This window comes from Acidiphilium sp. JA12-A1, from assembly GCF_000724705.2.
Classification (GTDB): Bacteria; Pseudomonadota; Alphaproteobacteria; order Acetobacterales; family Acetobacteraceae; genus Acidiphilium; species Acidiphilium multivorum.
Genome location: NZ_JFHO01000070.1, coordinates 1 through 17,839, shown reverse-complemented (window position 1 = coordinate 17,839; position 17,839 = coordinate 1). Strand labels below are relative to the sequence as shown.

Here is a 17,839-nt window from a genome sequence, read left to right as displayed (position 1 = left end):
CCTCAACCGTCTCCTCAGCGGCCAAACGCGGCCTTCAGCGCCGGCGCGAGGTCGGTCTTCTCCCAGGTGAAGGTGCCCAGCCGGTCGTCCGGCTCGCGGCCGAAATGGCCGTAGGCGGAGGTCGGCACGTAGATCGGCCGGTTGAGGTGCAGATGCTCGCGGATGCCGCGCGGGGTGAGGTTCACCAGTTCGCGCAGCACGGTTTCGAGCCTGGCGTGATCGACGTCCCGCTCGGTGCCGTGCATGTCGACATAGACCGAAAGCGGGTGCGACACGCCGATCGCGTAGCTGACCTGGATGGTGCAGCGGGTGGCGAGGCCGGCGGCGACCACGTTCTTCGCGAGGTAGCGGCACATGTAGGCGGCGGAACGGTCGACCTTGGTCGGGTCCTTGCCGGAGAAGGCGCCGCCGCCATGCGGGGCCGCGCCGCCATAGGTGTCGACGATGATCTTGCGTCCGGTCAGCCCGCAATCGCCGTCCGGCCCGCCGATGACGAACTTGCCCGTCGGGTTCACGTAAAACTGATCGTCCGGGCACATCCAGCCATCGGGCAGCAGCTCGGTGACGAGCGGGCGGAGCATCGCCTTGATCTCGTCCTGGCTCATCCCGTCCTCGTGCTGGGTCGAGACCACGATCGAGGTGGTGCCGACCGGCTTGCCATCGGCATAGCGCAGGGTGACCTGGCTCTTGGCGTCCGGCAGCAGGCCGGCGGCGCGGGCATCGCCGATCTTGCGCAGCTCGGTCATGCGGCGGAGGATCAGGTGGGCGTAATAGATCGGCGCCGGCATCAGCGCGTCGGTCTCGGAGCAGGCATAGCCGAACATGATGCCCTGGTCGCCCGCGCCCTCGTCCTTGTTGCCGGCGGCGTCGACGCCGGCGGCGATGTCGGCCGACTGCTCGTGCAGCAGCACGTCGATCTTGGCGTCGCGCCAGGAGAAGCCTTCCTGCTCGTAGCCGATGTCATGCACGGCGAGGCGGGCGAGATGGGCGAGATATTCGCGGGTGATGGTCGAGGGGCCGCGGGTTTCGCCGGCGAGCACGATGCGGTTGGTCGTCACCAGCGTTTCGCAGGCGACGCGCGCATAGGGATCCGCCGCCAGGAAGGCGTCGAGCACCGTGTCCGAAATCCGGTCGGCAACCTTGTCGGGGTGGCCCTCGGAGACCGATTCCGAGGTGAACAGGTAGTCACCTTTGTCGCGCATGGATTTCTCCTCTTGTCGCGAAGACGTCGTGCCCGGGCCGGGCGGCGGCGCCGGCCGAATGCCGGAGCGTGCCGGGGCATGGCGCAATCGCGCCCGGGGGTCAAGACAAGGGGCGGCGCGGCTACAGGCCGAGCAGGTCGCGCATGCCGTAGCGCCCGGGCGCGTGGCCGGCCAGCCACAGCGCGGCGCGGACCGCGCCTTCGGCGAAAATCCGCCGGTCGAGCGCGTGGTGGGTGAGCGTGATCTGCTCGACGGCGCTGGTGAAGATCGCGCTGTGGCTGCCGACGATCTGCCCGCCGCGCAGGGCGGCAAAGCCGATGGCGCCGGTCTCGCGCTTGCCGGTATGGCCATCGCGCCCGGAGTCCTTCACCGCCGCAAGGTCGACGCCCCTGCCCCGCGCCACCGCAGCACCGATCGCCAGCGCGGTGCCCGAGGGCGCGTCGATCTTCTGGCGGTGGTGCATCTCGAGGATTTCGGCATCGTGGGTCTCGGCGGCGAGGGCGGCGCCGAGGCGCTCGGCCAGCGCGATCACCAGGTTCACGCCCGGCGCGAAATTCGCCGCCTGAAAAACCGGAATCCGCGCGGCCGCATCGGCGATGTCGGCCTCGGCGGCCGGATCGAATCCGGTGGTGCCGAGCACCCAGGGCGTGCCGGCTGCGGCGAGGATGCCGGCATGGCGGCTGACCGTGGCGGCCACGGTGAAGTCGATCACCACATCGCTCTCGCGCGCGAGCGCGGCGAGGTCACCGTCGCGGCCGATGCCGCCGGCCAGCGTGGCGCCGGCCAGCGGCACGGCCTCGGCCAGCAGCTTGCCCATCCGGCCGGTGATGCCGGCAATGCCGATCCGCAGGTCTGCTCCGTTCATGGCGTCTGCCTATCGGGCCAATGGCGGGATTTTGCAAATCGGCGGCACGGGTCGGGCCGGTCAGGGACGATCGAGGGTCTTGGCCATGTCCACCAGCGTCCAGCCGGCGCGGTGCGGGTGCGGGCGGCGGCCGGTCTCGCGAAACCCGTGCGCCAGGTAGATGGCGATGTTCCGCGTCATGCGGGCGTTGGTATAGAGCCGGAGTTCGCGCCGCCCCGCGCCGCGCGCGCGGGTCTCGGCAAAGCGTAGCAGCGCGCCGGCAAGGCCCCTGCCCTGCGACGGCGGATCGACCGCGACGCTGAACACCAGCGCATGGTCATCGTGCAGTTCGAGGCTGACGAGGCCGACCGGATCATGCGCGATCTCGGCGAGGAAGGTTTCGCCGCGGGCGATCCTGGCGGCGTGATCGTCGGTCATCGGCACGGGCGGCGCGCCGAATTCGGCGACATACGGCCCGTAGGCCGCCGCGGTGATCCGCGCCACGGCGGCAAGGTCGGCCTCGCCGGCGGCGCGGATGGAGCACGCCGCCTCCATGCTCACATCCCGCCCGGATAGGCCGGGCCGCCGGCGCCCTCGGGCACCACCCAGTTGATGTTCTGCGTCGGGTCCTTGATGTCGCAGGTCTTGCAGTGCACGCAGTTCTGCGCGTTGATCTGCAGCTTCGGATCGCCCGCCTCGGCGCCGACGATCTCGTAGACGCCGGCCGGGCAGTAGCGCGTCTCCGGGCTGCGGTATTCGGCCCAGTTCACCGAAATCGCCTTCGCCGGGTCGAGCAGCGTGAGATGCGCCGGCTGGTTTTCCTCGTGATTGGTGTTGGAGATGAAGACCGAACTCAGCCGGTCGAAGGTGAGCGCGCCATCGGGCTTCGGATAGGCGATGGGGGTTGCGTCGCGGGCGGGCTTCAGCGCGGTGTTGTCGGCGTGGTTGCGCAGCGTCCAGGGCGACTTGCCGCGGGTGACGTAGGTTTCGAAGGCGGCGTTGATCAGCCCGCCCCACATGCCGAATTTCGCGAAGCCGGGGCGGATGTTGCGCACCGCCTGAAGCTCGGGCCAGAGCCAGGAGGCGCGCACCTTCTCGGGGAAGGCGTCGAGTGTCGCGGGGCGGCTGCCGGACAGCGCCTCGGCGATCGCCTCGGCGGCGAGCATGCCGGATTTCATCGCGGTGTGGGTGCCCTTGATCTTGGGCACGTTGAGGAACCCCGCCTCGCAGCCGACCAGCACGCCGCCGGGAAAGGCGAGCCGGGGGATCGACTGGAAGCCGCCCTCGTTCAGCGCCCGAGCGCCGTAGGAGATGCGCTTCGCGCCCTCGAAATAGGGGCGGATCGCCTTGTGGGTCTTGAAGCGCTGCATCTCCTCGAAGGGGGAGAGATAGGGGTTCTCGTAGTCGAGTCCGATGACGAACCCGTAGGCCATCAGGTTGCCGCCCAGATGGTAGAGGAACGAGCCGCCATAGGTTTTGGTATCGAGCGGCCAGCCGATCGTGTGCATGACCATGCCGGGATTGTGGCGCTCCGCCGGCACCTCCCAGAGTTCCTTGATGCCGATGCCGTAGGTCTGCGGATCGACCCCGTCGCGCAGGCCGAAGCGGGACATCAGCTGCTTGCCGAGCGAGCCGCGGCAGCCCTCGGCGAACACCGTATATGTTGCGCGCAGTTCCATCCCGCGCTGGTATTGCGCGGTGGGCTGGCCGTCCTTGCCAATTCCCATGTCGCCGGTGGCGATGCCGGCGACGCGGCCCTCCTCGACCAGCAGCTCCGCCGCGGCGAAGCCGGGATAGATCTCGACGCCGAGCTCCTCCGCCTTCGCGCCCAGGAAGCGGACCACATTGCCGAGGCTGACGACGAAATTGCCGTGATTGTTCATCTGCGGCGGCGTCGGCATGCGGTGGCTGCCGGTTTCGGTGAGGAACAGGAAACGGTCCTCGCCCGCCTTCGCCGAGAACTCGATCGCGCCGATATCGGCGTCGGGCAGCAGTTCGGTCATCGCGCGCGGTTCCAGCACGCAGCCGGAGAGAATATGCGCGCCGACCTCCCCGCCTTTTTCGACGACGCAGACCGAAAGCTCGGCGTTGATCTGTTTCAGCCTGATCGCCGCCGACAGGCCGGCCGGGCCGGCGCCGACCACGACGACGTCGAATTCCATGGATTCCCGGGGCGGCACTGTGTCTGACATGCGATTCCTCCTGCGCTTCGATTAACGTATAGGGAAGCTCGCGGCATTGCGCAAAACCCGGCCCCGGGCGCAAATCGGGCCATGAACGCTCAAGGCGGAGAGATGACGGGAGACAGCCACGCCGCCCTGCTCGCCGCCCTGGCGCTGCAGGCCGAATGGGGCGCGGACGAGGCGCTGCTGGAAACGCCGCCCGACCGCGCGGCGGCATCGCCGCAACACCGCCCGGCCTCGCCCGCTCCGGCCGCTCCGGCCGGGCCGGGCACCGTCGTGCGGCTTCCCACCGCCCCGTCCGCGCCCGGTGCCGCCTCGCTCGCCGAATTGCGCGCCGCCCTCGAGGCTTTCGACCAGTGCGCGCTCAAGCGGACGGCGACGCAGCTCGTCTTCGCGGACGGCGCCGAGGATGCGCGGATCATGATCATCGGCGAGGCGCCGGGCGGCGAGGAAGACCGCATCGGCCGGCCCTTCGTCGGCCCCGCCGGCCAGTTGCTCGACAAGATGCTCGGCAGCATCGGCCTCGACCGCGGCACCGTGCGCATCGTCAACGTCGTGCCCTGGCGGCCGCCGGGAAACCGCACGCCGTCGGATACCGAAATCGCGCAATGCCTGCCGTTTCTGCACCGCCACATCGCCCTGGTGCGGCCGGAACGGCTGGTGCTGCTCGGCGCCGTCGCGGTGCGCGCGCTGATCGGCGGCAAGGACGGCATCACCCGGCTGCGCGGCAAGTGGCGGGAGGTGACGATCGAGGGGCTCGACCAGACGCTGCGCGCCCTGCCGACCTACCATCCCGCCTACCTGCTGCGGCAGCCCGCCGCGAAGCGCCTCGCCTGGGCGGACCTTCTGGAATTGCGGCGCGAATGTGTCGAATCCCGCATCCTGCGCGATGCTGACATGCGAAATTCACAAGACATCACGAAAAGTTGAAAATTATTCGGCCGCAAGTCCTGCGGTTTTCCTTGTTTTGTATATTTTTTTAGAATTTTGCCCTCTTGGAGAGCTTGCCCAGCCGGGAATTTGGCGTGTAGCCGAACGGTCATGCGAGGGGCCGTTAAAAAGCTCTCCCGCCTAAGCGTCGCCCGGGCGTGCATCGTCACGGCGGCGTTGTCCGTCGGTATGCCCGCGATCGCACATGCGGCGCCGGCCGGACTCAGGGGGCCTTCGACCGACAAGCAGGGCGCTGCATCGCGCCCGGAATCCGTAGCGTATGCGATCCCGCGCTCGACGCCGGCGAACGGCGCCGAGGTGGTGCTCGCCCGCCCGCTCGCGCCGAGCGACGTGACGCTGTATCGCCGGATCTTCGCCGATCAGGCCGCGGGGCGCGTGGCCGAGGCGGCGGCGCTGATCCACCGGCTCGACAACGACATGCTGATGGGCCAGGTGCAGGCGCAGCTCTATCTCGGCCCCTATCACCATTCGACGCCGCATGAACTCGAGGCCTGGCTCAAGGCCTATGGCGGCCAGCCCGGCACGAACCGCATCCGCGCGCTGCTGGCCAAGCGGCTGCCGCGCGGGGGCCACATGCCGCCCGCAACGGTCGACTACCTGCCGGAGCCCGAAATCGTCCCCACCGGCGCGGCGACGCCGCCGGCCGGAGGAGTCCGGGTGCCGATGCGCCTTGCCGGATATGTGCAGCGCCTGAGCGGCAGCGGCGAGAGCGGCCGCGCCATCGGCCTGATCCGGAACGACAATCATATCTCCTTCGCCCAAGGCGCGGCGCTGCGCGCGATCGTCGCCCGTCAGGTCTTCGACCGCGGCGATTACGAACAGGCCCTTTCGATCGCCGCCGCCGCGGCCAAGGAAGGCGGCAACCGGGTGTGGGACCCGGATTTCGTCGCCGGCCTCGCCGCCTGGCGGCTGGGCCGGATGTCCGAGGCGCTGCCCTTCTTCGAGCACGCCGCCGAATCGCCCGATTGCGGGCCCGACCGGCACGCCGCCGGCGCCTTCTGGGCCGCGCGCGCGGCACTCCGCCTTGGGCAGGCGGACGCCTATCTCGCCTGGCTCGGCAAGGCGGCGAACAATTCGGGCACGTTCTACGGCATGCTCGCCGGACGGCTGCTCGGCCGGGATCTCGGCGGCAGCAGCCTTGCCGCCAGCCTGTCCGAAGCCGATGTCGAGGCGGTCGCGGCGCAGCCGGAAGGCGCCCTCGCCTTCGCGCTGCTGCAGGTCGGCCGCGACAGCGATGCGGCGCTCGCCCTGCGCAGCCTGTGGCCGCAGATCAAGTCCGATCCCAATCTCGGCCGCGCGGCACTTCGCGTCGCCGCCCGCGCCGGGCTGATCGATGTCGCGGTGGCGCTCACCCGCGTCCTGCCGGGCAACGAAATTGCCGGGGTGAAGCTGCCCCTGCCCGCCCTGCACCCGGCCGGCGGATTCAGCGTCGATCCCGCGCTGGTCTATGCGCTCGCCCGCACCGAATCCGGCTTCAACCCGCGCGCCGTTTCCGTGGTCGGCGCGCGCGGGCTGATGCAGCTGATGCCGGCGACCGCGCTCGCGATGGCGCACCGCTACGGCATCGCCGACCGGCTGGACGATCCGGCGGCCAACCTCGCGCTCGGCCAGTCCTATCTGCGCTACCTGGCGGCCCAGCCCGACGTGAAGCGCAACCTGCTCGACATTCTGGCCAGCTACAATGCCGGCCCGGTCGCCGCGTCGAAATGGGTCGACACGATCAAGGACGGCGGCGATCCGCTGATCTTCATCGAATCGATCCCGAACGCGGCCACCCGCCGCTTCGTCCAGCAGGTGCTGGCCGACAGCTGGATCTATGCCGAGCAGATCGGCGACGTGCCGGCGAGCCTCACCGCCTTGGCCGAAGGACACGCGCCGCAGCTGCAGGATTACGGCACCGCGGTCGCCGACCGCTGAACCGCGCCGGCGGGCGGCGCCCGTAAGGTTTCGTTAAGCTCATCTCTTTAAGCTGCGGGCATGGATCAGAATGTGCTCGCGTCCTCCGCCTCGCCCGAACAGCTTTTCGCCGGAGGGCTCGCGGCCCATGGGAGCGGCAATTACGCCGAAGCGGCGGCATGCTTCACCGGCGTGCTCGAGGTCCTGCCCGGCTTTCCCGCGGCGCTCGCCAACCGGGCGCTGGCGCTCTGGTCGCTCGGCGCGCTCGATGCCGCGGAACGCGACGCCTCTGCCGCCTGCGCCGCCATGCCGAACCTGGCGGAGGGATGGATGGTCGCCGGCGCGGTGCGGATCGACCGCGGCGATGCGGCGGGCGCGGTCACAGCCTATGCCGAGGCGGTAAGGCTGCGGCCGGGCTTCGCGCCGGCGCAGGCCGGACTGGCCGCGGCCCATCTGGCGGCCGGCGCCAACGCCGAGGCGGCGCGCTGCGCGGCCCTGGCCCTGGCGCTGGATCCGGGCTGCGACCACGCACGGTTCACCCTTGGCTCAGCACTCTCGGCGCTCGGCAAGCCGGGCCCCGCCATCGACCTCTTCAATCTGGTGCTCGCCGCGCAGCCCGGCCATGCGGGGGCCTTGCTCAACCGCGGCAACGCGCTGATCGGGCTCGACCGGATCGATGAGGGCGAGGCCGACCTGCGCGCGGCACTCGAGATCAATCCCGACCTGCGGGAGGCGCTGGCCAGCCTGGCCGTGCTGCGCACCATCCGTGGCGATACGGCGGAAGCCATCGCATTGTGCGACCGGGCCATCGCGCTCGATCCCGATTTCGCCGTGGCGCAATGGAACCGCGGCGTCGCCGCCCTGCTGTCCGGCGATTTCGCGACCGGGTTCGAGGCGTATGAATGGCGCAAGCGTCATCCGATCTATGGCCCGCATTTCGACCGTCTGCCGGCACCCGTCTGGCGCGGCGAATCGCTGGCCGGCCGCCACCTGCTCGTCCGCGCGGAACAGGGTCTGGGCGATACGATCATGTTCGCGCGCTTCCTGCCCGCGCTGGCCGCGCAGGCGCGCCGCGTCACCCTCGCCTGCCATGCGCCGCTGTTCCCGCTGTTCGCGCATCTCGGCATCGGCCTTTGCCGGCTCGATGATCCGGCGCCCGCCGATGTCGACTGCGCGATCGACCAGATGAGCCTGCCTCATGTACTTCGCCTCACGCCGTCCGCGATCCCGGCGTCCGGCGGCTATCTCGCGGCGCCGGAGGCCGAGATCGCGCGCTTCGCCGATCTCGCGCCGCGCCGTGGCGAACGGGTCTTCGGACTGGTCTGGGCCGGCAACCCCGGCCACAACAACGACCGGCGCCGCTCGTTGCCGCCCGGCGCCCTGACCCGCCTGTTCGATCTCCCCGGAGTGCGCTTCGTCGCGCTGCAGCTTGGCGCGCGATGCGCGGACTACGAGATCGACAGCCTGGCATCCCGGATCACCGACTTCGGCGCCACCGCCGGCATCCTTCACCATCTCGACGGCCTCGTGACCGTCGACACGTCGATCGCCCATCTGGCCGGCGCGATGGGCAAGCCGTGTCACGTTCTGCTTTCGGCTTCGTGCGACTGGCGCTGGCTGCTCGGCCGGACCGATACGCCATGGTACGACTCGATCACCCTTCATCGCCAGGAGCATCTCGGCGACTGGTCCGGGCCGGTTCGTTCGGTATTCGCCGCGTTGAGCCGCATGGGAGAGGCGCCGCTCGCCACCGGCTGACAACCTCCGCGGCAGCCGGCGACCGCGCCCGAGCCAGTCTCCTCCCCTTTCGGGTCAGCCCCCGGCCTCGTCCCGCGCCGCCGCCACGAGCGCGGCGGGATCGACCGGCGCGCTGCCGCGCTGCGCCGACAGATAGGCCGCCTCGACCAGCGCGAGGGTGCGGAGATTGTCCGCCCCCGAGGTTTCCGGTTCGCGCCCGCCGCGCAGGCACGCGATGAAATGCTCCTGGATGTCGAACACGCTGTGCTGAATGCCGTGCCAGGGCGCCGGTCCCCAGCGCGCCTCGTCGGGGGCGACGGTCTCGCGCCGCGTCGCGCCATCGGCGTGCACGACGAGTTCGTAATCGGCGCCGAGCCGGAGCGTGCCGCGCGCCCCGTCGATCTCGATCAGGCTCTGCGGAAACAGCTCGCGTACCTGCGCGCTGGCGTAGCTGCAATCGACGACCGTCGTCACCCCCGCCGCGTGGCCGAGCATCATCGTCGCCACGTCCTCGCCGGAGATGCGGGGATTCACCCGCTGGGTCCGCGCCGCCAGGGTCGTCACCTCGCCAAACAGAAACCGCGCGACATCGAGCAGGTGTATGCCGAGATCCTGGATGATGAAGCGCGATCCCTCGGCCAGATAGGGCTGTCCGGCATAGACGTCGTAGGCCGAGCGGAAGGCGATGCGCGCCCAGAACGGCTGGCCGATCTCGCCTTCATCGAGCACGCGGCGCACCGCGCGGATCGGCGCCTGCCAGCGGAAATTCTCGTGCACCATCAATGGCACGCCCGCCCGCCGGCAGGTCTCGACCAGTTCCGCCCCCTCGGCGAGCGTTTCGGTGAACGGCTTCTGGCAGATCACCGGCACACCGGCGCGCGCCGCCAGGGTCACCAGCGGCACGTGGGAGGCCACGGTGGTCGCGATGTCGACGAAGTCGGGCCGCTCGCGGGCGAGCATCTCCGCCGCGTCGTCATAGGTGCGGGCGATGCCGAAGCGCGCCGCGGTTGCCGCAAGCCGCGCCGCATCCCGGTCGCACAGGGCGACGATGCCGGCATCGCCGGCCTCCGCCCAGGCCCGAAGCTGGTTCTGCGCGAAGAAGCCGCAGCCGATCAGCGCCCCGTTGAGCATTCGCCGCCCCGTTCCGTCGGTGTTCAGATCGATTTTTGCCGGCGGCCCCGCGAAGGGCCGCCGGGTGGTTGCCGAGCCGCCAGCTCAGGATTTCGATTTCATCGCCCAGTTGGTGTAGTCGCCGACATTCGCCTTGGTGATCAGCGTGCAGTTCAGCTCCTGCTTCTCCGGCTTGCCGGTCTTGCCGGTGCGGATGTATTTGTCCGCCTCGATCACCGCCTCGCGCGAGAAGGTCGCGATCGGCTGCAGCACGTCGGCCTTGATCTGGCCCTTGCGGATCGAATTGATCACGTCCGGGCTGCCATCGAAGCCGGTGACGATCACGTTCGGCTTGTGGGCCGCGAGCAGCGCCGCTTCAGCACCCATCGCCATCGTGTCGTTGTCGGCGATCAGGCCCTTGATGTGCGGATGCGCCTCGAGCAGCGTCTGCGTCACCTGGAAGCCCTTCGACTGCGACCAGTCGGCGGTCTGCACGGCGACCATCTTCATGCCGGAGAAATGCTTGAGCACGCTGGCGACACCCTGCGAGCGGACCTTGGCGTTGGTGTCCGACGGCAGGCCGGTCAGCTCGACATAGGTGCCCTTGTAGCCCATCAGCTTCGCGAACTCCGTCCCCTCCAGCTGCGCGCCCTGGAAGTTGTTGGAGACGATCTGCGCCTTGGCGATGCCCTTGGCGTTGATCTCGCGGTCGATCAGGAAGACCGGAACGCCCGCCTTGGTCGCGAGCTTCACCGCCGAGATCGACGAATCCGCGCCCGCATTGTCGAGAATGATCGCGGCGACGTGGCGCGCGATCGCGGTCTTGATCAGGTTGAGCTGGGTATAGGCATTGCCGTTATGGCTCGCGACCATCGTGCCGTAGCCGAGCTTCGTCGCTTCCTCGGCGGCGAATTTTTCCTCCGCCACGAAGAACGGATTGCTGAGCGAGGGGACGAAGATGGCGATCGTCTTGCCGTTGCTGCCCTTCTGCGAATGGATCGCCGGCTGGGTCGCGGCATGGGCCGGCAGCGCCGCCGATGCGGCAAGCACGGCGCCGAGGCAGGCCGGGCCGAGCAGTGTCTTCAGTTTCATGGTCAGTTCCTCCGCTTGCTGTTGAACTCGTTGATTGTTCGCAACCTCCTGAACGCTGTTCAGGGCGTTACCTCCTTGCCGCGGCGCCGGCCCCAGGGCATGCGCACGCCGCGGAATTGCACCTGATCGATCGCCACCGCCAGCACGATCACGAAACCCGTAATGATCATCTGCCAGAAATCCGACACGCCGAGCAGGATCAGCCCGTCGACCAGCACGGCGATCACCAGCGCGCCGATCACGCTGCCGCCGATCGTTCCCTTGCCGCCCATCAGCGACGTGCCGCCGAGCACCGCCGCGGCGATGGCGTTCAGCTCGTAGCCGGTGCCGGCCGCCGCCCCCGCGGAGTCGAGCTGCGCGGCGATGACGATGCCCGCCAGCGCCGCCAGCACGCCGGAAATCACATAGACCCGCGCGCGCACCGCGAGCACCCGCACGCCGGAGAGCGCGGCCGCGCGCTCGTTGCCGCCGATCGCGTAGACATGGCGGCCGAACTTCGTGCGCTCGGCGATGCCCGTGGCCACCACGCTCGCGATCACCAGCAGCCAGATCGGCACCGGGATGTGCAGCAGCAGCCCGTTGCCGAGCCAGGGAAAGCCCCGGTTGCCGAGCGCCTTGTGCCCGTCGAGGAAGGGAAAGGTCGAACCGTTGTTGCTGAGCAGGGCGATGCCGCGCGCGATGTAGAGCATGCCGAGTGTCGCGATGAAGGGGGCGACCTTCATCCTGGTGATGACGAAGCCGTTGATCGCGCCGATCAGCGCGCCGGCGGCCAGCGCGATGGCGACCGCCGCCCAGGCATGCGGGTAGATCACCACGCCCAGGAACGGCACCGGCAGCCCGACATCGATCAGCGCGCCGACGATCATGCCGCAAAGCCCGGCGATGGAGCCCACCGAAAGGTCGATCCCGCCGGAGACGATGACGAATGTCATGCCGATCGCGAGCAGGCCGTTGATCGAGGACTGCACCAGCACGGTGATGATGTTTGACCAGGTGAGAAACGCCGGCGAGAGAAAGGCGAACAGCGCCATGATCACGATCAGCGCGACGAAGGCGCGGAAGCGCAGCAGCAGGGCCGCGAGCGCCGGGGCCGAGGCGGGTGCAGAGGTTTCGACTGTCTCGCTCATTCTCTCGACCTGTTCCGATTGTCCGCTCATGCGGCCTCCCGCGCGCGGGCGGCGGCGCGCATGAGGTCCTGTTCGTCATAGGCGCCGCGCGCGAATTCCGCCGTGATGCGCCCTTCGGACATCACGATCGTCCGGTCCGCGAGGGCGACGATCTCCTTCACCTCGGACGAGACGAAGAGAATGCCGATGCCCTCGGCGGCGAGACGGTTCATGATGGTGAAGATCTCCGCCTTCGCCTTCACGTCGATGCCACGGCCGGGCTCGTCCATCAGCAGCAGCTGCGGGCGGATGAGCAGCGCCTTGCCGACGATCGCCTTCTGCTGGTTGCCGCCGGAGAGCGTGGTGATCATCTGCGTGGGCGAGAACGCCTTGATCGCGAGGTTGCGGATCGTCGCGGCAATGTCGGACGCGCCGAAATTCCGTTGCAGCCAGCCGAAGTTTTCGTACTGCCCGAGATTGGCGAGGGTGATGTTCTCGCCCAGCGTCATCGTCTGCACGATGCCCGCGGCCTGCCGGTCCTCCGGGATCAGCATCATGCCGCGGGCGATCCGCTGGTCGAGGCCGAGGCGCGGATCGAGCGTCTCGCCGGCGAGCGCGACCTCGCCGGTCGATTCCGGGTGCAGCCCCATCAGGCATTCGAGCAGTTCCGTCCGCCCCGCGCCCATCAGCCCGAACAGGCCGACGATCTCGCCGCGCCTCACCTCGAGCGACACGCCCTCGACCGACACGCCGTTCTCCGTGCGCGGGCAGCGCAGCCCGGCCACCGCGAGGATCGGCGCCCCGGTCGCGACATTGCCGTGATGCGGCACGTCGAGCGTGGTGTCGCCGAGCATCCGATGCAGGATCCAGCCCATGTCGACGCCCTGCATCGGCGCATGCGCGGCGACCCGGCCGTCGCGAAGCACCGTGATGTAGTCGCCGATCTCGAGAAGCTCCTCCATCCGGTGCGAGATGTAGATGATCGCGACGCCCTGCGCCTTGAGGTCGCGGATCAGCTTGAACAGCGTGCGCACCTCGCCGGCGGAGAGCGCCGAGGTCGGCTCGTCCATGATCAGCACCCGCACCTCGTGGCGCAGCGCCTTGGCGATGGCGACGATCTGCTGCAGGCTCACGCTCAGGTCGCCGACCAGGCGGTTCGGGTCGATGTCGTGATCGAGGCGGCGCAGGATCTGCCGCGCCACCTCGATCTGCCGCTTGCGGTCGACCAGCGCGCCCTTGCCGGCCTCATGGCCGAGGAAGATGTTCTCCGCCACCGAAAGATTCGGGCAGAGATCGAGTTCCTGGTAGATGATGCCGATGCCTTTCGCCGTCGCTTCCGAGGGCGTGGCAAAGCTGACCGGCTCGCCGTCGAGCAGCAGGCGGCCGCCGGTCGGCCGCTCGGCGCCGGCGATGATCTTCATCAGCGTCGACTTTCCGGCGCCGTTCTCGCCGACCAGGATGTTCACGGCACCGGCATGGGCCGCGAAATCGACGCGATCCAGCGCCAGCGTGCCGGGAAACGCCTTGGTCACGCTCTCGGCCTGGAAGACCGGCGCGCTCATCCGCCCGCCTTTCCGGCCTCGATGATCACCGGCGTCACCGTGATGTCGGACGGATCGCCGTCGTCATAGGTCCAGGCGCCGTAGACGGTCACGCTCCGCCCCTTCAGCTTCGCGAGGTCGAGCGGCGCGACGACCGTCTTCACCACGCGGCTGTTGAGCGCGTCGGCGACGTCGCCGTACTGGATCTGGTTGAGGAACTCGCCGAAGCTGATGAACTTCAGCGCGTCGCGCAGCGTGGTGCCGAGAATCACCGGCCCGGTCGCGACCTTCACGGCCACCGGGCTCGCTCCCGCCACGGTCACCCGCATCGTCCCGATCGGCGACGAGGTATCCACCTTGCCCACCGTGCCGGTGAAGCGCACCAGAATGTTGTAGGTGCTGGCGACCTTGTGGCCGTACCGCGCCAGGGCCGCGCCCTTGTCCTTCGCCAGCGCGGCGAGCACGGTGGCGAGGCTGGCGCTTTCGCGCCGCGCGTCCGGCACCACGCGCGTTCCCCAGATCCGCGCGACATAGGCGTCCGGCTTGAAGGCCAGTCCGGCGGAGGGATGGCTGTCGCCGGCGGCGGACCCGCCGATCGGCCGGACGGTGGCGACCAGCCCGCCGGCCCAGAGGGCGGCGAAGACCACGCAGAAGCCGAGGAAACCCACGAGCCTTGGATACCGCAGGCCGGCGGCAATCGACCTGCTCATGGGCCCGTCGCGGCGTCGCGGGGCGGAATTCGGTCTGATGTCACGAAACGTTCCTCCGTCCGCTGCCGTTATGAATGGCATTTACGGTGCCGGGAAGATGTCACATAGTCATCATACCATCAAGAGGGGCCCGGCTGCATTCCGTCCGCGGACCTGCCTGCGCCTTCGGGACGACGGGGATATGGACGGATGATGAACGGGGCCCATCTCGAAGGGCATCGTCACTCGGCGCGCGGCGCCCGGAAGCAGGTGGAATGGCTGGATCATGAAAAGGCTCGAACCAAGGCCGGTGGAACGGCGGAAACTGTCGCACGAGGTGCTCGACCGGCTGATCGCCGCGATCGAGGCGCGGCAGTTCCCGCCCGGCTCGCAACTGCCGGCGGAGCGCGAACTGATGCAGATGCTCGGCGTCGGCCGCCCCGCGATCCGCGAGGCGATGCAGAGCCTGCAGCAGATGGGGCTGATCCGGATTTCCCACGGCGAGCGGGCGCGGGTGATCCAGCCCTCGGCGGAGACGATCATCGAACAGATTTCCGGCGCGATGCTGCAACTCCTCGCCAACAGCCCGCGTGGTCTCGATGAGTTGAAGGAGGCGCGCCTGCTGTTCGAGGTCGGGCTCGCGCGGGTGGCGACGATGCGCGCCACCCGCGAAGGCCTCGCGGCGCTGCGCGAGGCGCTCGCCGCCTGCCACGATTCGCGCGGCGACGCGCCGCGCTTCATCGCCGCCGACATGGAATTCCACCGCCGCATCGCCGAGATGACCGGCAACTCCCTGATCACCGCGGTCTGCCAGGGCCTCGCCTCGTGGATGATGCGCTTCAAGCGCGACCTGGTCTCGGCCCGCGGCGCGGAACGCCTGACGCTCGCCGAGCACGACAGGATCTACCGCGCCATCGCCGCCGGCGACGCCGATGCCGCGGCCGTCGCGATGACCGAGCATCTCAGCCGGGCGAACGCCCTCTATTCGGCCCTGATGAACGAGGCCGCCACCCCCGAGACCGAGCAGCCTTCCCTCGCCTGATCCCCTTGCGCGACCCCGCTGACTGAACTACTCATCATACCAGTTGCGCCCGGCAAGCGGCGCGAAGGGAAGGATGTCCAGTGAGTGGCGCGGAACGCATCGAAGCCGATTACCTGATCGAGACCGCGTTCGACCCCGGCCACGCCGCCGCGGCGATGGCCGGCGAGCAGTCGAGCGGCACCTTCGTGCCGGTGCCCGGCGAAACCCCCGAACTCAAGGCGCGCGCCGCGGCACGGGTCGAGCGGCTCGATGTCCTGGAAACGGTCGGCTCGCCCTCCCTGCCCGGCGCCGGAACCCCGCGCGGCGCGGCGCCGCCGGTCTTCCGCCGCGCCGCCGTCACCCTTTCCTGGCCGGTGGACAATCTCGGCCCGTCGCTGCCCAATCTCGTCGCGACCGTGGCCGGCAATCTCTTCGAACTGCGCCAGTTCTCCGGCCTGCGCCTGCTCGACCTGCGGCTGCCCGCGAGCTTCGCCGCCGCCAATCCCGGCGTGCGCTTCGGCATCCCCGGCACGCGGCGGCTTGCCGGCGTCGAGGGGCGGCCGCTGATCGGCACCATCGTCAAGCCCAGCGTCGGCTTCGATGCCGGGCAGACCGCCGCCCTGGTCGCCACCCTCTGCGAGGCCGGCATCGACTTCATCAAGGACGACGAGTTGCAGGCCGACGGCCCCGCCTGCCCGTTCGAGGCCCGCGCCCGCGCGGTGATGCGCGTCGTCAACGATCATGCCGAGCGCACCGGAAAGAAGGTGATGTTCGCCTTCAACCTGACCGGCGAGGTCGACGAGATGCGTCGCCGGCACGACCTCGTGCGCGAGCTCGGCGGCACCTGCGTGATGGCGAGCCTCAACTCCGTGGGCGTCAGCGGCTTCCTCGCGCTGTCGCGCCACGCCGCGCTGCCGGTCCACGCGCATCGCAACGGCTGGGGCGCGCTGTCGCGGCACCCGCTGCTGGGCTGGTCCTATGTCGCCTGGCAGAAGATCTGGCGCCTCGCCGGCGCCGACCACATGCATGTGAACGGCCTGCGCAACAAGTTCTCCGAGGATGACGACAGCGTCATCGCCTCCGCGCGCGCCTGCCTCACCCCGATGTCCGATGCGGCGCCGAATGTCGTCATGCCGGTCTTCTCCTCCGGCCAGTCCGTCCGCCAGGCGGGCGACACCTATGCGGCGCTCGGCTCGGCCGACCTGATCTACGCCGCCGGTGGCGGCATCATGGGCCATCCCGGCGGGCCGGCCGAAGGCGTGGCGGCCCTGCGCGCGGCGTGGGACGCGGCGATGGCCGGCATTCCCGCCGCCGAGCACGCGAAGACGCACCCGGCGCTGGCCCGGGCGCTGGAGGGCGCGTCCTGACCCCGCGCGGCGACAGGCTGATCGGCTTCTACGGCGACGATTATACCGGTTCGTCGGCGGTGATGGAGGTGCTCGGCTTCGCCGGTGTGCCCACCGTGCTATTCCTCGAACCGCCCGACGAGGCCGCCCTCGCCCGCTTCGCCGATTGCCGCGCCGTCGGCATCGCGGGGATCGCCCGCTCGCAGACGCCGGCCTGGATGGACGCGAACCTTCCCGGCATCTTCGACACCCTCGCCCGCATCGGCGCGCCGGTCACCCATTACAAGGTCTGCTCGACCTTCGACTCCGCGCCGCAAATCGGCTCGATCGGCCGGGCGATCGAACTCGGCGTCCCGCGCCTCGGCGGCGCCTGGCACCCGCTGCTCGTCGCCGCCCCCGCGCTCGGCCGCTACCAGGCCTTCGGCAATCTCTTCGCCGTCGCCGGCGGCGCGGTCCACCGGCTCGACCGGCACCCGACCATGTCCCGCCATCCCGTCACCCCGATGGACGAGGCCGATCTCCGCCGTCACCTCGCCCGCCAGATCGCGGCGCCGATGGGGCTGGTCGACCTCGTCGCCCTGCAAGCCGGCCGCGGCGACGCGGCGCTGGCCGCCTGCCTCGACGCCGGCGAGCGGATCGTCTCGCTCGATGCCATCGACGAGGCCACGATCGCGGAAGCCGGCCGGCTGATCTGGGACCATCGGGGCGAGCGCCTCTTCGCGATCGGCTCGCAGGGCGTCGAATACGCCCTCGTCGCGCACTGGCGGCGGATCGGCCTGCTGGAGCCGGAGGCCGAACCCGCATCCGCCCCGCCGGTCAAGCGCATCGCCGTCGTCTCCGCCTCGTGCGCGCCGGTCACCGCCGCCCAGATCGCGCAGGCGCGGCGCGACGGCTTCGCCGCCTTCGCGATCGACGCCGCCGCCGCCGCCGACCCCGCCCTCTGGGCGCGGGAACTCGACCGCGCCGAGCGCGACGGCCTCGCCGCCCTGCGCGAGGGGCGCAGCGTCGTGCTGCACACCGCCGAAGGGCCGGATGATCCGGCCATCATCCGCACCCGTGCGGCCATCGCCGCGGCGGGCGAACCCGCCGAGACAATCCATGCCCGGATCGGCGCCGGCCTC

General features: G+C 69.9%; 15 protein-coding genes. 6 read left to right on the top strand and 9 right to left on the bottom strand.

Going from position 1 to position 17,839, the window contains the following annotated elements; all coding sequences use genetic code 11:
- Positions 1-14: 14 nt before the first annotated feature.
- From metK to RT91_RS13605, 4 genes are all read right to left on the bottom strand, one after another.
- Positions 15-1,202 carry a methionine adenosyltransferase gene (metK, locus tag RT91_RS13620; RefSeq protein ID WP_007422803.1) on the bottom strand — a complete coding sequence of 396 codons (1,188 nt, stop codon included), beginning with the start codon at positions 1,200-1,202 and terminating at the stop codon, positions 15-17.
- 121 nt (positions 1,203-1,323) lie between these two features.
- Entirely contained in the window at positions 1,324-2,067 is a 744-nt protein-coding gene (gene dapB, locus RT91_RS13615) for a 4-hydroxy-tetrahydrodipicolinate reductase (protein WP_035187728.1), read from the bottom strand.
- A 60-nt stretch (positions 2,068-2,127) separates the two neighbouring features.
- A complete protein-coding gene (locus tag RT91_RS13610) occupies positions 2,128-2,601 on the bottom strand; it encodes a GNAT family N-acetyltransferase (RefSeq protein ID WP_007422806.1) in 474 nt (157 codons plus the stop codon).
- 2 nt (positions 2,602-2,603) lie between these two features.
- On the bottom strand, positions 2,604-4,238 hold the full coding sequence (locus tag RT91_RS13605; protein WP_013639649.1) for an electron transfer flavoprotein-ubiquinone oxidoreductase: 1,635 nt from the start codon (positions 4,236-4,238) through the stop codon (positions 2,604-2,606).
- An 81-nt stretch (positions 4,239-4,319) separates the two neighbouring features.
- On the opposite strand from RT91_RS13605, the gene RT91_RS13600 reads away from it, so the two are divergent.
- From RT91_RS13600 to RT91_RS13590, 3 genes are all read left to right on the top strand, one after another.
- Positions 4,320-5,159 (top strand): uracil-DNA glycosylase family protein, encoded by an 840-nt coding sequence (locus RT91_RS13600; RefSeq protein WP_035187727.1) that lies wholly within the window; start codon positions 4,320-4,322, stop codon positions 5,157-5,159.
- A 189-nt stretch (positions 5,160-5,348) separates the two neighbouring features.
- On the top strand, positions 5,349-7,097 hold the full coding sequence (locus tag RT91_RS22890) for a lytic transglycosylase domain-containing protein (RefSeq protein ID WP_007423168.1): 1,749 nt from the start codon (positions 5,349-5,351) through the stop codon (positions 7,095-7,097).
- 60 nt (positions 7,098-7,157) lie between these two features.
- Positions 7,158-8,834, top strand: coding sequence for a tetratricopeptide repeat protein (locus tag RT91_RS13590; protein WP_035187726.1), 1,677 nt, complete (start codon positions 7,158-7,160; stop codon positions 8,832-8,834).
- A 54-nt stretch (positions 8,835-8,888) separates the two neighbouring features.
- Here RT91_RS13590 and RT91_RS13585 read toward each other — a convergent pair whose 3' ends face one another.
- The 5 genes from RT91_RS13585 to RT91_RS13565 form a co-directional block, all read right to left on the bottom strand.
- Positions 8,889-9,944, bottom strand: a complete 1,056-nt coding sequence (locus RT91_RS13585; RefSeq protein ID WP_035187725.1) for a Gfo/Idh/MocA family protein — start codon at positions 9,942-9,944, stop codon at positions 8,889-8,891.
- Between the two features lie 84 nt (positions 9,945-10,028).
- Positions 10,029-11,015 (bottom strand): D-ribose ABC transporter substrate-binding protein, encoded by a 987-nt coding sequence (locus RT91_RS13580; RefSeq protein ID WP_007423172.1) that lies wholly within the window; start codon positions 11,013-11,015, stop codon positions 10,029-10,031.
- 59 nt (positions 11,016-11,074) lie between these two features.
- Complete coding sequence (locus tag RT91_RS13575; RefSeq protein WP_007423171.1) at positions 11,075-12,172, bottom strand: ABC transporter permease; 1,098 nt, start codon at positions 12,170-12,172, stop codon at positions 11,075-11,077.
- Positions 12,169-13,683: a sugar ABC transporter ATP-binding protein gene (locus RT91_RS13570; protein ID WP_035187724.1), complete on the bottom strand. Its 1,515-nt coding sequence runs from the start codon at positions 13,681-13,683 to the stop codon at positions 12,169-12,171. The genes RT91_RS13575 and RT91_RS13570 overlap by 4 nt, the downstream gene beginning before the upstream one ends.
- The gene (locus RT91_RS13565) at positions 13,680-14,372 is read right to left on the bottom strand and encodes a DUF2291 domain-containing protein (RefSeq protein ID WP_035187723.1); all 693 of its coding nucleotides are present in this window, start codon (positions 14,370-14,372) and stop codon (positions 13,680-13,682) included. The genes RT91_RS13570 and RT91_RS13565 overlap by 4 nt, the downstream gene beginning before the upstream one ends.
- 265 nt (positions 14,373-14,637) lie before the next feature.
- Here RT91_RS13565 and nanR point away from each other — a divergent pair, with 265 nt between their 5' ends.
- From nanR to RT91_RS13550, 3 genes are all read left to right on the top strand, one after another.
- The gene (gene nanR / locus RT91_RS13560; RefSeq protein WP_007423175.1) at positions 14,638-15,393 is read left to right on the top strand and encodes a transcriptional regulator NanR; all 756 of its coding nucleotides are present in this window, start codon (positions 14,638-14,640) and stop codon (positions 15,391-15,393) included.
- An 80-nt stretch (positions 15,394-15,473) separates the two neighbouring features.
- Entirely contained in the window at positions 15,474-16,739 is a 1,266-nt protein-coding gene (locus RT91_RS13555; protein ID WP_035187722.1) for a ribulose-bisphosphate carboxylase large subunit family protein, read from the top strand.
- Positions 16,652-17,839, top strand: a 1,188-nt coding sequence (locus RT91_RS13550) for a four-carbon acid sugar kinase family protein (protein WP_240314301.1), incomplete at its 3' end; no start/stop codon positions are given. The genes RT91_RS13555 and RT91_RS13550, both read left to right, overlap by 88 nt.

What these genes read in the sequence shown, in the direction of transcription:
- metK (WP_007422803.1), bottom strand. Translation starts at nt 1,202, where the DNA reads ATGCGCGACAAAGGTGACTACCTGTTCACCTCGGAATCGGTCTCCGAG.
- dapB (WP_035187728.1), bottom strand. Translation starts at nt 2,067, where the DNA reads ATGAACGGAGCAGACCTGCGGATCGGCATTGCCGGCATCACCGGCCGG.
- RT91_RS13610 (WP_007422806.1), bottom strand. Translation starts at nt 2,601, where the DNA reads ATGGAGGCGGCGTGCTCCATCCGCGCCGCCGGCGAGGCCGACCTTGCC.
- RT91_RS13605 (WP_013639649.1), bottom strand. Translation starts at nt 4,238, where the DNA reads ATGTCAGACACAGTGCCGCCCCGGGAATCCATGGAATTCGACGTCGTC.
- RT91_RS13600 (WP_035187727.1), top strand. Translation starts at nt 4,320, where the DNA reads ATGAACGCTCAAGGCGGAGAGATGACGGGAGACAGCCACGCCGCCCTG.
- RT91_RS22890 (WP_007423168.1), top strand. Translation starts at nt 5,349, where the DNA reads ATGCCCGCGATCGCACATGCGGCGCCGGCCGGACTCAGGGGGCCTTCG.
- RT91_RS13590 (WP_035187726.1), top strand. Translation starts at nt 7,158, where the DNA reads ATGGATCAGAATGTGCTCGCGTCCTCCGCCTCGCCCGAACAGCTTTTC.
- RT91_RS13585 (WP_035187725.1), bottom strand. Translation starts at nt 9,944, where the DNA reads ATGCTCAACGGGGCGCTGATCGGCTGCGGCTTCTTCGCGCAGAACCAG.
- RT91_RS13580 (WP_007423172.1), bottom strand. Translation starts at nt 11,015, where the DNA reads ATGAAACTGAAGACACTGCTCGGCCCGGCCTGCCTCGGCGCCGTGCTT.
- RT91_RS13575 (WP_007423171.1), bottom strand. Translation starts at nt 12,172, where the DNA reads ATGAGCGGACAATCGGAACAGGTCGAGAGAATGAGCGAGACAGTCGAA.
- RT91_RS13570 (WP_035187724.1), bottom strand. Translation starts at nt 13,683, where the DNA reads ATGAGCGCGCCGGTCTTCCAGGCCGAGAGCGTGACCAAGGCGTTTCCC.
- RT91_RS13565 (WP_035187723.1), bottom strand. Translation starts at nt 14,372, where the DNA reads ATGAGCAGGTCGATTGCCGCCGGCCTGCGGTATCCAAGGCTCGTGGGT.
- nanR (WP_007423175.1), top strand. Translation starts at nt 14,638, where the DNA reads ATGAAAAGGCTCGAACCAAGGCCGGTGGAACGGCGGAAACTGTCGCAC.